Below are 12,923 nucleotides of genomic sequence, written 5' to 3'. Positions count from 1 at the left end.
ATGACCGAGGAGAGCGCCACCGACGACGGGACCGCCGACGCCGCAGCCGAGGGTGACGGGAGCGTCATCCGACGAGACCGGTTCAGCGGCGGCCCCGCGCGGAGCTTCCTCTCCTCGCTCGAGGCAGACGAGCGCATCTTCGAAGCCGACCTCGAGGTCGACCGCGCGCACGTGGTGATGCTGGCGGAGCGGGGGATAATCGAGGCGGACGTCGCCGGCGAGATACTGACCGCCCTCGACGCGATCGAGGTCGACGGCCACGCCTCGCTGCCCGACGGCGAGGACGTCCACGAGGCCATCGAGACCGCCGTCATCCAGCGCATCGGCGAGGAGGGCGGGAAGATGCACACCGCGCGCTCGCGCAACGACGAGGTGGCCGCCTGCATCCGGTACCGCCTCCGCGAGGACGCCCTCTCCGCGCTCGAGGCGACGTGTTCCCTGCGCGAGGTGCTCTGCGAGGTGGCCGACGAGCACGCCGAGACGGTGATGCCCGGCTACACTCACCTCCAGCCCGCCCAGCCGATCACGGTCGCCCACTGGGCGCTTTCCTACGAGCAGACCGTTCGCCGCGACACGGCGCGCCTGCTCGAGGCGTACGGCCGCATCAACGCGTCGCCGCTGGGTGGCGCGGCGTTCGCGGGCACCACGTTCGAAATCGATCGCGAGCGCACCGCCGACCTGCTGGGATTCGACTCGGTGCTCGAGAACTCGATGGACGCCTCCTCGAGCCGGGACTTCCTGCTCGAGACGGCGAGCGCGCTGTCGATCCTGGCGACGACGCTGTCGGGGCTCGCTGAGGACGTGATCCTCTTCGCGAACCGCGGCTTCGTTTCCCTGTCGGACGACTACTCCTCGACGTCGTCGATCATGCCCCAGAAGAAGAACCCCGACACGCTCGAGCTGGTTCGGGCGGTCGCGGGCGACGCCGCGGCCGGCGTCCAGGGGCTTCAGACGACGCTCAAGGGACTCCCCCGCGCGTACAACCGCGACTTGCAGCGCGCGACTCCCCACGTCTGGGAGGCCGTCGACGCCGTGACCGAGGCGACCGAGGTCGCCGCCGGCGCGGTCGCGACGGCCGACTGGAACGAGGACGCGCTGGCCGGGGCGGCCGGCGAGGGCTTTTCGACCGCGACGGGCGTCGCGGACCTGCTGGCCGAGAACGGGTTGCCGTTCCGCACCGCACACGAGGTAGTTGCGATCGCGGCGGAAGACGGCGCGGACTACGACGCGCTCGAGTCGGCCGCGCGGGAAGTGCTCGGCGAACCCCTCGAGGTCTTCGTCAACCCCGACGCGGTCGAGGCCGCGCTGGACCCCGCCGAGAGCGTCGCGAGCCGCGATTCGCAGGGCGGACCGGCACCTCTCGCCGTTCGGACACAACTCGAGTCGGCTCGTTCGTCGCTCGAAACCGATCAGGAGAAACTCATGGATGCGTCGGAATCGCTCTCGTCGGCCCACGACGCGCTCCGCGAGGAGGTGAACGAGTATGTGTGAAATCGCACCCGTTCCGACGCCGCCGCTACCGCCGTCCGCAGGTGAGGGACGAACCTGCGGGCGAGCGGGAGCTCGGCTCCCGCCGCCGTCCCCGCGAGGGGACAATTTACCTATTTGATGATAAGTCAAACGAAACACGCGGTAAATTCGCCCTGACGGACCGTTAGAGGACAGTGCGCTTATTGTAACCTCTCTGGTAATTTCGAAGCCTTTAAGGGATACCGGCTCGGAGTTGGGAGTACAATGACCGAATGCGTCGAGTGCGGGGCTGACGTGACCCTGCACGACGATCTGGAAGTCGGAGAGATCGTTGACTGTACGACCTGCGGAGCCGAACTGGAAGTCGTCGACACCGAGCCGCCAGTCCTCGAGCGAGCCCCGGAGCTCGAAGAGGACTGGGGTGAGTGATCGTGAAAGTAGGATTACTCTACTCCCGGATCCGCAAGGACGAGAAGCTCCTGCTGAACGAGCTTCGCGAGCGCGGCCACGAGGTCGAGAAGGTCGACGTCCGCAAGGAGGTCTTCGACATCTCCGAGGCGCCCGAGGCGCTCGCAGACGTCGACGTCGTCGTCGACCGCTGTCTCGCGACGAGCCGGAGCCTGTACGCCACGCAGTTCTGTGCGGCCTACGGGATCCCCGTCGTCAACAGCCACGAGACCGCCGAAATCTGCGCCGACAAGGCGAAGAACAGCCTCGCGCTCGAGTCCGCGGGCGTTCCCACGCCCGCGACGAAGGTGGCGTTCACCAAGGAGAGCGCCCTCGAGGCGATCGAGGAGTTCGGCTACCCGTGCGTCCTCAAGCCCGTCGTGGGCTCGTGGGGACGCCTGATGGCCAAGATCGACTCCCGCGACGCCGCGGAGGCCATCCTGGAGCACAAGGCCACGCTCGGCCACTACGAGCACAAGGTGTTCTACATCCAGGAGTTCGTCGAGAAGAACGGCCGCGACATCCGCGTGCTCGCGACCGACGGCGAACCGATCGCGGCGATGGTCCGATCCTCGGACCACTGGCTCACCAACGCCGCGAAGGGCGCCGAGACCGACGTCTTCCAACTCGACGACGAGGCCGAAGAACTCGTCCGGAAGGCCAGCGACGCCGTCGGCGGCGGCCTGCTCGGCATCGACCTCATGGAGGACGGCGACGACGGCTACACCGTCCACGAGGTCAACCACACCGTCGAGTTCAAGGCGCTGACCGACGCCGTCGACGGCGAGATCGACGTACCCGCGCGGGTCGTCGACTGGCTCGAGGCGAAGGCCGAGGCGGGCGTCGACGATTCGATCGAGGTGACCGTCTGATGGCGGTCGAAACGAGCGACGTCGAGACGGGTGCGGAGACCGTGACGGCGAGCGTCGTCGGCGGCTCCGGCTTCACGGGCGGCGAACTCCTTCGCCTGCTCGCGGGCCACCCCAACTTCGAACTCGCCGAGGTCACCAGCCGGTCGAAAGCCGGCAAGAGCGTCGGCTCCGTCCACCCGCCCCTGCGCGGGACGGACCTGCGATTCACCGAACCCGACGACCTCGAGTCCGTCGACGTCCTGTTTACCGCGACCCCCCACGGCGTCAGCATGGAGCAGATAGACGACTTCTTCGAGATCGCCGACACCGTCGTCGACCTCTCGGCGGACTTCCGCCTGAACACGGAGGAACAGTACGACGAGTGGTACGACGGCCACGTCGCGCCGGAGTACCTCGAGCGAGCGGAGTACGCCCTGCCCGAGATCAACCGGGAGAGCCTCCCCGGCGCCGACCTGATCGCCGGCGGCGGCTGCAACGCCACCGCGACGATCCTCGGGCTCTACCCGCTCGTCGAAGCGGGAATCGTCGACGGAGATCAACAGATCGTCGTCGACGTGAAAGTCGGCTCCTCGGAGGGCGGCGCCGGCGGCGGCGAGGCCTCGAGCCACCCCGAGCGCTCGGGCGTCGTGCGCCCGTACGCGCCTACCGGCCACCGACACGAGGCCGAGATCGAGCAGTTCCTCGGCACGACGGTCGCCTTTACGTGCCACGCCGTGGACATGGTCCGCGGCGCCAGCGCGACGAGCCACGTCTTCCCCTCGGGACCGGTCTCGAAGGGGGACCTCTGGAAAGCCTACAGGGGATGCTACGAGGACGAACCGTTCGTCCGCATGGCCGCCGGCGGCTCCGGCGTCTACCGCTACCCCGAACCGAAGGCCGTCGCGGGAACGAACGTCGCCGAGGTCGGCTTCGAACTCGACCCGTCGAACAAGCGCGTGGTCGTCTTCTCGGCCATCGACAACATGATGAAGGGATCGGCCGGACAGGCCGTCCACGCGGCCAACGTCGCGCTCGGCTTCGAGGAGACGGCCGGACTCGAGTTCGCGGGGCTGCACCCCGTGGGGGCGCCCTAGCATGACTACGCCAAGAGGCACCTGCTCGCGTTGCTGCGCGGGCTGCGACTTATCTAGTCACACTCGCCACCGGAGGTGGCTCGCGTGACCGTCGTGGTAAAGATCGGCGGCGCTCGAGCCGTCGATCCGAAGGGCGCGCTCGCGGACGTCGCGAGCCTCGTCGAGGCGGGCGAGGAGGTCGTCCTCACCCACGGCGGGTCGACCGCCGTCGACGAGACGCTCGAGGAACTCGGCGAGGAGCCCACCTACGTCGAGACCCCCGGCGGCGTCGTCGGGCGGTTCACCGACGAGCGCACCATGGACGTCTTCAAGATGGTCATGCCGGGCAAGCTCAACACCGACCTCGTCGAGAGCCTGCAGAACCTCGGCGTTAACGCGGTGGGACTGACCGGCACCGACGGAAAGCTCCTCGAGGGCAAGCGCAAGTCCGCGGTCAGGGTGCTCGAGGACGGCAAGAAGAAGATCAAGCGCGGCGACCACTCGGGCAAGATCGAGTCCGTCAACGCGGACCTGCTCGAGACGCTTCTCCCGACCTACGTCCCCGTCGTCTCCGTCCCGATGCTCGGCGCGGAGCGCGACGGCGGCTACACGGCCGTCAACGCCGACGCCGACCGTGCGGCGGCAGCGATCGCCGGCGCGATCGACGCCGACCTCGTGCTCCTGACCGACGTCTCGGGCGTCTACGAGGACCCCGACGACGAGTCGACGCGGATCGAGTCCGCCTCGACGGTCGAGGAGTTCGGGGTCGTCAAAGACGCCGCGGAAGGGTTCATGACGAAGAAGGTGATGGCCGCTCGGGAGGCGCTCGAGGGCGGCGCGACATCGGTCGTCGTGGCCGACGCGAACGCCGACGAGCCCATCTCGAGCGCGCTCGCGGGCGACGGGACGACGATCGAACCCGGCGCACTCGAGGGCGACGACGAGAACGAGGAAGCGGAGGTGGCCGAGCAGTGAGCGACCTCGACTTCGTCTCCGGCGGCAAGCCCATCGCCATCGAGCGCGGCGAGGGACCGTTCCTCTACGCCACCGACGGCACCGAGTACCTCGACGCCGGCGCGAGTTACGCCTGTACGCCGCTGGGTCACTCTCACCCCGCGGTCGTCGACGCGGTGCAAGAACAGGTCGGTGATCTGACGTTCGTCGACTCCTCGTACCCCGTCCAGGCGCGCGAGGACGCCTACGCCGCGCTCGTCGCGGCGACGCCCGACGGACTCGAGGGGGCGTGGTTCTGCAACTCCGGGACCGAGGCCAACGAGGCCGCGCTGAAGTTCGCTCGCTCCGCGACCGGAAATTCGAAGATCGTCGCCGCGACCCGCTCGTTCCACGGACGGACGATGGGGTCGCTCGCGGCCACCTGGAAGGACAAGTACAAGAAGCCCTACGAGCCCCTGGCCGGCGACGTCGAGTTCGTCCCCTACGGCGACGCGGAGGAACTCGCCGACGCCGTCGACGACGAGACCGCCGCCGTGATCCTCGAGCCGATCCAGGGCGAGGGCGGGATCAACGTCCCGCCCGCGGGCTACCTCGAGGCGGCACGCGACCTCACCGACGAGGCGGGCGCGGCGCTCGTCCTCGACGAGGTCCAGACCGGCATGGGTCGCACGGGCGAGATGTGGGCCTGCCAGCACGCGGGCGTCACGCCCGACGTACTCACGACGGCGAAGGGGCTGGGTAACGGCCTGCCAGTCGGCGCGATCGCGGTCCGCGACTGGATCGCCGACGGCGCGGCCTCGCACAACGCCACGTTCAGCGGCGGCCCCGTCGTCGCCGCGGCGGTCCACGCGACGATCTCGACGCTCGTCGAGGATGAGGTGCCCGCCCACGCCGCCCAGGTCGGCGACTACCTCGTCGACGAACTCGAGGCGGCCGTCGGCGACCACGTCCGCGAGATCCGCGGCGAGGGCTTACTCGTCGGCGTCGAGGTGAAGCGGGGGGCGAACCGCGTCGCCCGCGACCTCGCGCTCGACCACCAGATTCTGGCGCTGCCGGCCGGCCGAACCGTCGTGCGGCTCCTGCCGCCGCTGGTGCTCGAGGAATCGCACGCCGACCGACTCGTCGAGGCGCTCGAGGGCGTCCTCGCGCCCGAAGCCGAAACGGAGTCCAGGTAACCATGAACGCGACCATGAGCGACACGAGCGACGTCTCGCTCGAGGAGGCCCGCGAACTGCTGGTCGACCTCGTGTCGATCCCCTCGCCGTCGGGCGAGGAGGAGGAGGCCGCGGCCCGACTCGCCGAGTTCTTCGAGGCCCACGGCCGTGAAGTCTGGATCGACGAAGTCGGCAACGTTCGCGCCCCGGCTGACGATTCCGTCCTGTTGACCTCTCACGTCGACACCGTGCCGGGCGAGATCCCGGTCGAGGTCAGGGAGGCGGACGACGACGAGGACGGGTCGGTCGCCGAGGTGGGCGAGGACGTCCTCTGGGGGCGCGGCAGCGTGGACGCGACCGGGCCGCTCGCGGCGATGGCAGCTGCGGCCGTCCGAACGGGCGTCTCCTTCGTCGGCGTCGTCGGCGAGGAGACCAACTCCCGCGGCGCGCGCCACCTCGTAGAGGATCGCGACGACGTTCCGGAGGCCGTCGTCAACGGCGAGCCCTCGGGCGCGACGGGCATCACGCTCGGCTACCGCGGGTTCCTCGCGGGCACCTACGTGGCGACCAGCGAATCCGGCCACACCTCGAGACCCGAACCCAACGCCATCCAGCACGCCACCACCTGGTGGACCGCCGTCGAGGAGGCGTTCGCCAACGACGAGTACCACCCCGTCTTCGAGCGCGTCACCGCCAAACCCGTCGACGTCGACGCCGGTATCAGCGAGGACGGCCTCTCGGTCGAAGCCACCCTCGACGTGCAACTGCGGATCCCGCCGTCGCTCGACGCGGACACGGTTCGAGAGACGGCCGAGGCGGAACTCGAGGTCGGGACGGTCTCGTGGGCCGAGCCCATCCCGCCGGTCATGATGAGCCCCCGAACGGAGGTCGCGCGGGCGTTCCGCGCGGCGATCCGGAAGGAAGGCGGCGAGCCCCGCCTGCTGCGCAAGACCGGCACCAGCGACATGAACCTCTACGCCCGCGAGTGGGATTGCCCGATGGTCACCTACGGCCCCGGCAACTCCGAACTCGACCACGCGCCCGACGAGCGCCTCTCGCTCTCCGAGTTCGACCGCTCCGTCGAGATCTTAGCGCGCGTCGCGCTCGACCTGCGGGGTGACGACTGATGGCCCGCACGGACGACGGGACGGATGCGAACGCGGGGGCGGCCGGCCTCCGCCACCTCACCGACGTCGACGACCTCTCGGCGACCGAACTCGAGGAGGTTCTCGACCTCGCGGCCGCGTACAAGCGCGCCCAACGCGCGGGCGAGGAGCACGCGGACCTCGAGGGGCAGACGCTCGGAATGATCTTCCAGAAGCCGAGCACGCGCACCCGCGTCTCCTTCGAGACGGGGATGACCCAGCTGGGCGGCCACGCCATCTTCCTCGGCGCCGACGACATCCAGCTAGGCCGGGGTGAGCCGCTGAAGGACACCGCGCGGACGCTCTCGCGCTACGTCGACGCGGTGATGGCCCGGGTGTTCAAACACGAGAACATCGAGGTGCTCGCCGAGTACTCCTCGGTGCCGGTCGTCAACGGCCTCACCGACGACGCCCACCCCTGCCAGACGCTCGCCGACCTGTTGACGATCCGCGAGCACGAGGGCGGCTTCGAGGATGTTTCGGCGGCCTGGATCGGCGACGGGAACAACGTCGCCCAGTCGTTCGCCCTCGGCTGCGCCCTCACGGACGTCGACCTGAGGGTCGCCACGCCGGCGGGGTACGAGATCGACGACGACGTGCTCGAGCGCGCCCGCGACCTCGGCGGCGATCCGACGATCACGAACGATCCCGTCGAGGCCGCCACCGGCGCCGACGTCATCTACACCGACGTCTGGATCAGCATGGGCCAGGAGGACGAGCGCGACGTCCGTACGGACGACTTCGAGGGCTTCCAGGTCTGTTCCGACCTCCTCGAGCACGCCGACGACGCCTCCGTGATGCACTGTCTGCCCGCCCACCGCGGCGAGGAGATTACGGACGACGTCCTCGAGAGCGAGCGCTCGATCGTCTTCGACCAGGCGGAGAACCGGCTGCACGCGCAGAAGGCGCTGTTGAGCTGGCTGCTCGAGTGATCCTCCGACGCTCGATTCCGCATTTCTGACACCGTCGCTCGATCCCGACAGCCCCAGCGCTGAGATCGGAACCGACGAAGTCGCGCCGCGGAATCCACGTCCTTTTTCCCCTCACCGACCCTCTCGGCTGACAATGAGTCTCAGCCTCTCCGCCGCGCAGCCGGCCGAACCCGCGGACGCCGTCGACGGCGTCTGGCTCGAGTGCATCGCCTGCGGCGACACGTTCGCCCCCTTCGAGGAGATCTGCTACACCTGCGATTCGTGCGACGGCCTGCTCGAGGTGCGCTACGCCGACCTGCCGACGTTCGACGACTTTTCCGGAACCGGCGTCTGGCGCTACGCGGCGGCCCTCCCCCTCGAGTCGGGCGTCTCGATCCAGGAGGGGGCGACGCCGCTGTACGAGGTTCCCCGACTCGAGGCCGACGTCGGCGTCGAGGCCCTGCGGATCAAACACGAGGGGATGAACCCCACCGGCTCGTTCAAGGATCGCGGAATGACCGTCGGCGTCGCCGTCGCGAAGGAACTGGGAGCCGACCGCCTCGCCTGCGCCTCCACCGGGAACACGAGCGCCGCGCTGGCCGCCTACGGCTCCCGCGGCGGGATGGAGACGCTCGTCCTCCTCCCGGCAGGTAAGGTCGCCGCCGGTAAGATCGCCCAGGCGAGCCTCCACGGGGCCCGAATACTGGAAGTCGAGGGGAACTTCGACACCTGCCTCGACATCGTCCAGGACCTCGCCGAGGGTGGCGAGGCCTACCTGCTCAACTCGCTCAACCCCTTCCGCCTCGAGGGGCAGAAGACCATCGGCCTCGAGATCCTCGAGGCGTTCCTGGCCGATTACGGCGAGGTCCCCGATCGGATCGTCCTCCCGGTCGGCAACGCGGGCAACACCTCGGCGCTGTACAAGGCGTTCCGCGAACTCGTCCAGGCGGGTGAACTCGAGGTCGACGACGTACCCAAACTAACCGGCGTGCAGGCCGAGGGGGCGGCCCCGATGGTCGAAGCCATCGAGAACGGCGCCGACGAGGTCCGACGCTGGGACGAGGTCGAGACCCGGGCGACCGCGATCAGGATCGGCAACCCGGTGAACGCGCCCAAGGCCCTCCCGGGGATCCGGGAGACCGGCGGCACCGCCGTCGCCGTCAGCGACGAGGAGATCACGGCCGCCCAGCGCGACCTCGCCGAGGAGGGCATCGGCGTCGAACCCGCTTCCGCCGCTTCCGTCGCCGGCCTCAGGGAACTCCGCGCCGAGGGCGTCGTGAGCGACGACGAACGCGTCGCCTGCCTTACCACCGGCCACCTGCTCAAAGACCCCGACGCCGCCGCTGCCGCCGGCGTCGACCCCGAACCGGTTCCCGGCGAAACTGCGGGTGTTCTCGACCACCTCGAGCAGTAATCGCGACGGTCGACAATCGACCGCAGTCGCATTTATCTCGCCGCGTATGTTTTAAATATAATCGCGCGAAACGGGACAGTGAGGGAACAACGGTAATGGCAGATACCAATTCAACAGGACGTTGTCCGGAGTGCGACGGACGACTGCGGATCACAGGGACCGAAACCGTCTGCGAACGGTGTGGACTCGTCACCTCGGAGGATGCGATCGACCCCGGTCCCGAGTGGCGATCGTTCGACGACGAACTCGACCGGCGCCGAACCGGGGCCCCCCTGACCCGCTCGAGACACGACCGCGGGCTCTCGACCGAGATTGGCTACGGAACTCGCTCCCGATTGACCGGACGGAAACGACGGCAACTCGCGCGAATGCGTCGAGAACACAACCGGGCGCGGATCTCCTCGAAAGCCGATCGGAACCAGGTCTACGGCTTCACCGAAATCAAGCGGATCGTCTCGGAACTCACCCTTCCCGCCACCGCCCGCGAACAGGCCTGCACGCTCTTCGAATCAGCCCAGTCCGAAGATCTCCTTCGAGGGCGTTCGATCGAGGGCTTCGCCGCCGCCTCGGTGTACGCGATCTGTCGAACCCTCTCGATCCCGCGGACCCTCGGGGAGATCACCACCGTCGCCCGCGCGAGCGACGGCGAACTCAAAGTCGCCTACGACGCGCTCAACCGCGACCTCGGATTGCCAACGGGTCCGATCGACCCGACCCAGTACCTCCCGCGGTACGCGTCGAAACTCGGGCTCGACGCCGACGTCGAGCGCAGAGCCCGGGAGTACGTCGAAACCCTCCTCGAGGAGGGGCTGATCGGCGGCCGAAACCCGAGCGGCGTCGCCGCGGCCTGCCTGTACGCCGCCGCAGTCCGAGCGGCCGAACCCGACGCGGCCACCGACGGCGGCGACGATACGCGAGGCGAGAACGTCGACGATCTGACTCAGACCGCCGCAGCCGAGGTCGCCGGCGTCTCCCCCGTGACGATCCGATCGACCGTCTGCGTACTCGAGGAGCTTTAAGTACGACGAGCCGACGCTGCATTCCATCCCGAACGCGTTCGGAGGCGAGTAGCAACGGCGCCGGGTCTCGAATTCGTCACTCGGGTATCGAAGCGATGCGCTCCGCTCAGCACTCGAGCGTTCTCCCACCGGAACGTCGTGCGGCCGGAGCGGCACAGATCGAGGTTGCCTCTCGCCTCTACGTCGTCCGGAGGTGGTCCGTGCTCGGCTCGTAGACCTCCCCCTTCTGCTTGAGCTTCTCGATCTCGTGTTCGGCCTTCGACTGGTCCATCCCGATCTCGGCGGCCCGCTCGAGCACGATGTCGATCGGCGCGCCGTCGTCGTACTCCTGTTCGACGTCGCTGATGAGCTGCTTGATGTTCTTGATCCGGTCGCGTTGGGACTTCGACGTCCCCGCCTCCACGATGTCCGCGTCGAACTCGCCCGTCTCGGGGTCGACCCCGATGTCCTGCAGGCACGAGTGGACGATGTCGATCACGCGTTCCGCGTCCTCGATCTCGACCGTATCCGAGAGACGGACGCGAGCGCTCGCCTCCGAGAGGCGGACCAGCCCCTCGAGTTTTCGGGCCGTCACCGGCACTGCGGCGTCCTCGTCGGTCCCCTTCGACCGGAGGTCGACGTAGAAGTCCCGGATCGCCTCCCGGGCCTCCTCGGTCATCCGCGGGTGGCAGTTCTGCTTGGCGTAGGCGATGTACTTTCGCAACAACTCGGCGTCGATCACCGGATCGACCTTCTCGGTCATCTGCTCGATCTCCTCGGTCGAGACGTCGAGGGAGGTAATGTGCTCGCGCTGGGTCGTCAACTCGCCCGCGTAGTTCGTGTTCAGGATGTGCTCCGCCAGGTTGCGATCCTTCTCCTCGTCCGGCTTGTCCGTCACCGTGAAGATCAGGTCGAATCGGGAGATAAGCGCGGGCTCGAGTTCGATCTGCTCGGCGATCGGCTCGTACTGGTCGAACCGACCGTACTTGGGGTTCGCCGCGCCCAGCAGCGAACAGCGGGATTTGAGGGTGGCGTTGATCCCGGCTTTGGAAACCGAAATTTTCTGCTGTTCAAGTGCCTCGTGCATAGCCGACCGGTCCTCCGGCCTCATTTTATCAAGTTCGTCAACTGCCGCGATTCCCTGGTCGGCGAGGACGAGTGCACCGGCCTCGAGGGTCCACTGCTGGCCGTCGCCGAAGTCGTCGCGTACCGCCGCGGCCGTGAGGCCGGCGCTGGAGCTGCCCTTCCCGGAGGTGTAGACGGATCTTGGCGCGATGTTCTGGATGTACCCCAGCATCTGCGATTTACCAGTACCAGGATCACCGATCAGGAGCATGTGCAGGTCCCCGCGGATCCTCGAGCCGTCGGGCAACTGCTTGGTCACGCCGGAGAAGAGCTGGAGGATCATCGCGAGTTTCTCCTCGTCGTAGCCGTAGATCGCGGGGGCGATCGAGCCGACCATCCGCTCGTAGATGTCCTCGGAGTCGGAGAGGCGGACGATCTCCTGTTTGTCCTCGTCGGTGATGTCCATGTCCTCGAACTGCTCCTCGTCGACGTCGACGGACATCCCCTCCATGTAGAAGTCGAAGATGGGGGATTTCTCCTGCTGGTTGCCCTGCTGCTCGAGGCGGAGGACGCCGACGGCGGAGACGTGGTCGCCCGGGGTGACCTCGCCGGTGATGTCGTCCTCGATGTTGACGTCGAGCGACTGGGGGGTCTCGCCGCCGCGCAGTCCCTCGGGACTCTCCTGGATGCGCAGTTTCTGGGAGTCGACGAACTCGGACTGGTCGAAGTTGACGCGGAAAGGGCCCTGGCGCTCACAACCCTGGCACTCGTGGGGTTCCTGGAAATCGCCGGTCGACTGTGGGATGCGCGTGAGGGTGCCACAGAGCTGGCACTCGAAGGCGGCCTCCTCGATCTTCGGGCGGACGTCGGTGGCCTTGCGGACGATGCCACGGACCTGCACGAGTTTGTTCATGTGCCCGGCGCGGATCTCCCGGATTTCGGGCGACTCGGTGTCCGGGAGGTTGCGGATGCGGACGTGAGCCTGGCCGAGACTCACGTCGATCGGGAGGTCGTAGAGGCGGAGGGCCTCCTCGGCGTAGGCCTGGAGCTGTTCGGGGTGCTCGAGGTAGTCGTCCGCCAGGTCGGGATCGAACCGGTAGAGGTCGTCCCAGTCGATGGAGAGCGAGCGCTGTTCGTTGGGGTATCGCTGCGCAAGCTGCTTGATCTCGTTGTCGTAGTAGTTACGGAAGAACTGCTCGAACGCGTCGACGAGTTCCGCGTTTCCCGCTTGCGCCATTGCACTGTGATAGGGGCGTCATCGGGTATAAATGGTCGTATACCGCACCGGAAGTGGTCGGGAAGACCGCGTGCGTCACCGGCGGACCGAGACTCGATTCAGGGCGTCGAGGGGGTGGATCGCCGTTCGGACTCACACGCTCGCCGCATTCCCTGCGTTCCGAGCCGGACGACGCGCCACTCTCACCGTCAACGTCCCGGTCCC

The 12,923-nt window shown here is 68.0% G+C and carries 11 protein-coding genes; 10 read left to right on the top strand and 1 reads right to left on the bottom strand.

What is annotated here, in order from left to right:
- From argH to RJT68_RS01115, 10 genes are all read left to right on the top strand, one after another.
- The gene (gene argH / locus RJT68_RS01160; RefSeq protein ID WP_407038552.1) at positions 1-1,491 is read left to right on the top strand and encodes an argininosuccinate lyase; all 1,491 of its coding nucleotides are present in this window, start codon (positions 1-3) and stop codon (positions 1,489-1,491) included.
- 243 nt (positions 1,492-1,734) lie between these two features.
- Positions 1,735-1,899: a lysine biosynthesis protein LysW gene (gene lysW / locus RJT68_RS01155; protein ID WP_338005465.1), complete on the top strand. Its 165-nt coding sequence runs from the start codon at positions 1,735-1,737 to the stop codon at positions 1,897-1,899.
- Positions 1,896-2,789 (top strand): lysine biosynthesis protein LysX, encoded by an 894-nt coding sequence (gene lysX, locus RJT68_RS01150; protein WP_407038551.1) that lies wholly within the window; start codon positions 1,896-1,898, stop codon positions 2,787-2,789. The genes lysW and lysX overlap by 4 nt, the downstream gene beginning before the upstream one ends.
- A complete protein-coding gene (gene argC, locus RJT68_RS01145; RefSeq protein ID WP_407038550.1) occupies positions 2,789-3,862 on the top strand; it encodes an N-acetyl-gamma-glutamyl-phosphate reductase in 1,074 nt (357 codons plus the stop codon). The genes lysX and argC overlap by 1 nt, the downstream gene beginning before the upstream one ends.
- Positions 3,863-3,946: 84 nt before the next feature.
- Positions 3,947-4,816, top strand: coding sequence for an acetylglutamate/acetylaminoadipate kinase (locus RJT68_RS01140; RefSeq protein WP_407038549.1), 870 nt, complete (start codon positions 3,947-3,949; stop codon positions 4,814-4,816).
- Complete coding sequence (locus RJT68_RS01135; protein ID WP_407038548.1) at positions 4,813-5,970, top strand: aspartate aminotransferase family protein; 1,158 nt, start codon at positions 4,813-4,815, stop codon at positions 5,968-5,970. The genes RJT68_RS01140 and RJT68_RS01135 overlap by 4 nt, the downstream gene beginning before the upstream one ends.
- Positions 5,971-5,972: 2 nt before the next feature.
- A complete protein-coding gene (locus tag RJT68_RS01130; RefSeq protein ID WP_407038547.1) occupies positions 5,973-7,076 on the top strand; it encodes a [LysW]-lysine hydrolase in 1,104 nt (367 codons plus the stop codon).
- Positions 7,076-8,026 (top strand): ornithine carbamoyltransferase, encoded by a 951-nt coding sequence (gene argF / locus RJT68_RS01125; RefSeq protein ID WP_407038546.1) that lies wholly within the window; start codon positions 7,076-7,078, stop codon positions 8,024-8,026. The genes RJT68_RS01130 and argF overlap by 1 nt, the downstream gene beginning before the upstream one ends.
- A gap of 133 nt (positions 8,027-8,159) precedes the next feature.
- Positions 8,160-9,419, top strand: coding sequence for a threonine synthase (gene thrC, locus RJT68_RS01120; protein WP_407038545.1), 1,260 nt, complete (start codon positions 8,160-8,162; stop codon positions 9,417-9,419).
- A 95-nt stretch (positions 9,420-9,514) separates the two neighbouring features.
- A complete protein-coding gene (locus RJT68_RS01115; protein ID WP_407038544.1) occupies positions 9,515-10,438 on the top strand; it encodes a transcription initiation factor IIB in 924 nt (307 codons plus the stop codon).
- A gap of 178 nt (positions 10,439-10,616) precedes the next feature.
- On the opposite strand, the gene RJT68_RS01110 is transcribed toward RJT68_RS01115, so the two are convergent.
- Positions 10,617-12,719: a minichromosome maintenance protein MCM gene (locus RJT68_RS01110; protein WP_407038543.1), complete on the bottom strand. Its 2,103-nt coding sequence runs from the start codon at positions 12,717-12,719 to the stop codon at positions 10,617-10,619.
- Positions 12,720-12,923: the final 204 nt, after the last annotated feature.

The organism is Halovalidus salilacus (assembly GCF_031852275.1).
GTDB lineage: Archaea > Halobacteriota > Halobacteria > Halobacteriales > Natrialbaceae > Halovalidus > Halovalidus salilacus.
This window is presented reverse-complemented; position numbering and strand designations above follow the sequence as displayed.

Bases quoted from the DNA above. Each gene is read 5' to 3' on its own strand.
- argH (WP_407038552.1), top strand. From the start codon at position 1: ATGACCGAGGAGAGCGCCACCGACGACGGGACCGCCGACGCCGCAGCC.
- lysW (WP_338005465.1), top strand. From the start codon at position 1,735: ATGACCGAATGCGTCGAGTGCGGGGCTGACGTGACCCTGCACGACGAT.
- argC (WP_407038550.1), top strand. From the start codon at position 2,789: ATGGCGGTCGAAACGAGCGACGTCGAGACGGGTGCGGAGACCGTGACG.
- RJT68_RS01130 (WP_407038547.1), top strand. From the start codon at position 5,973: ATGAACGCGACCATGAGCGACACGAGCGACGTCTCGCTCGAGGAGGCC.
- argF (WP_407038546.1), top strand. From the start codon at position 7,076: ATGGCCCGCACGGACGACGGGACGGATGCGAACGCGGGGGCGGCCGGC.
- thrC (WP_407038545.1), top strand. From the start codon at position 8,160: ATGAGTCTCAGCCTCTCCGCCGCGCAGCCGGCCGAACCCGCGGACGCC.
- RJT68_RS01115 (WP_407038544.1), top strand. From the start codon at position 9,515: ATGGCAGATACCAATTCAACAGGACGTTGTCCGGAGTGCGACGGACGA.
- RJT68_RS01110 (WP_407038543.1), bottom strand. From the start codon at position 12,719: ATGGCGCAAGCGGGAAACGCGGAACTCGTCGACGCGTTCGAGCAGTTC.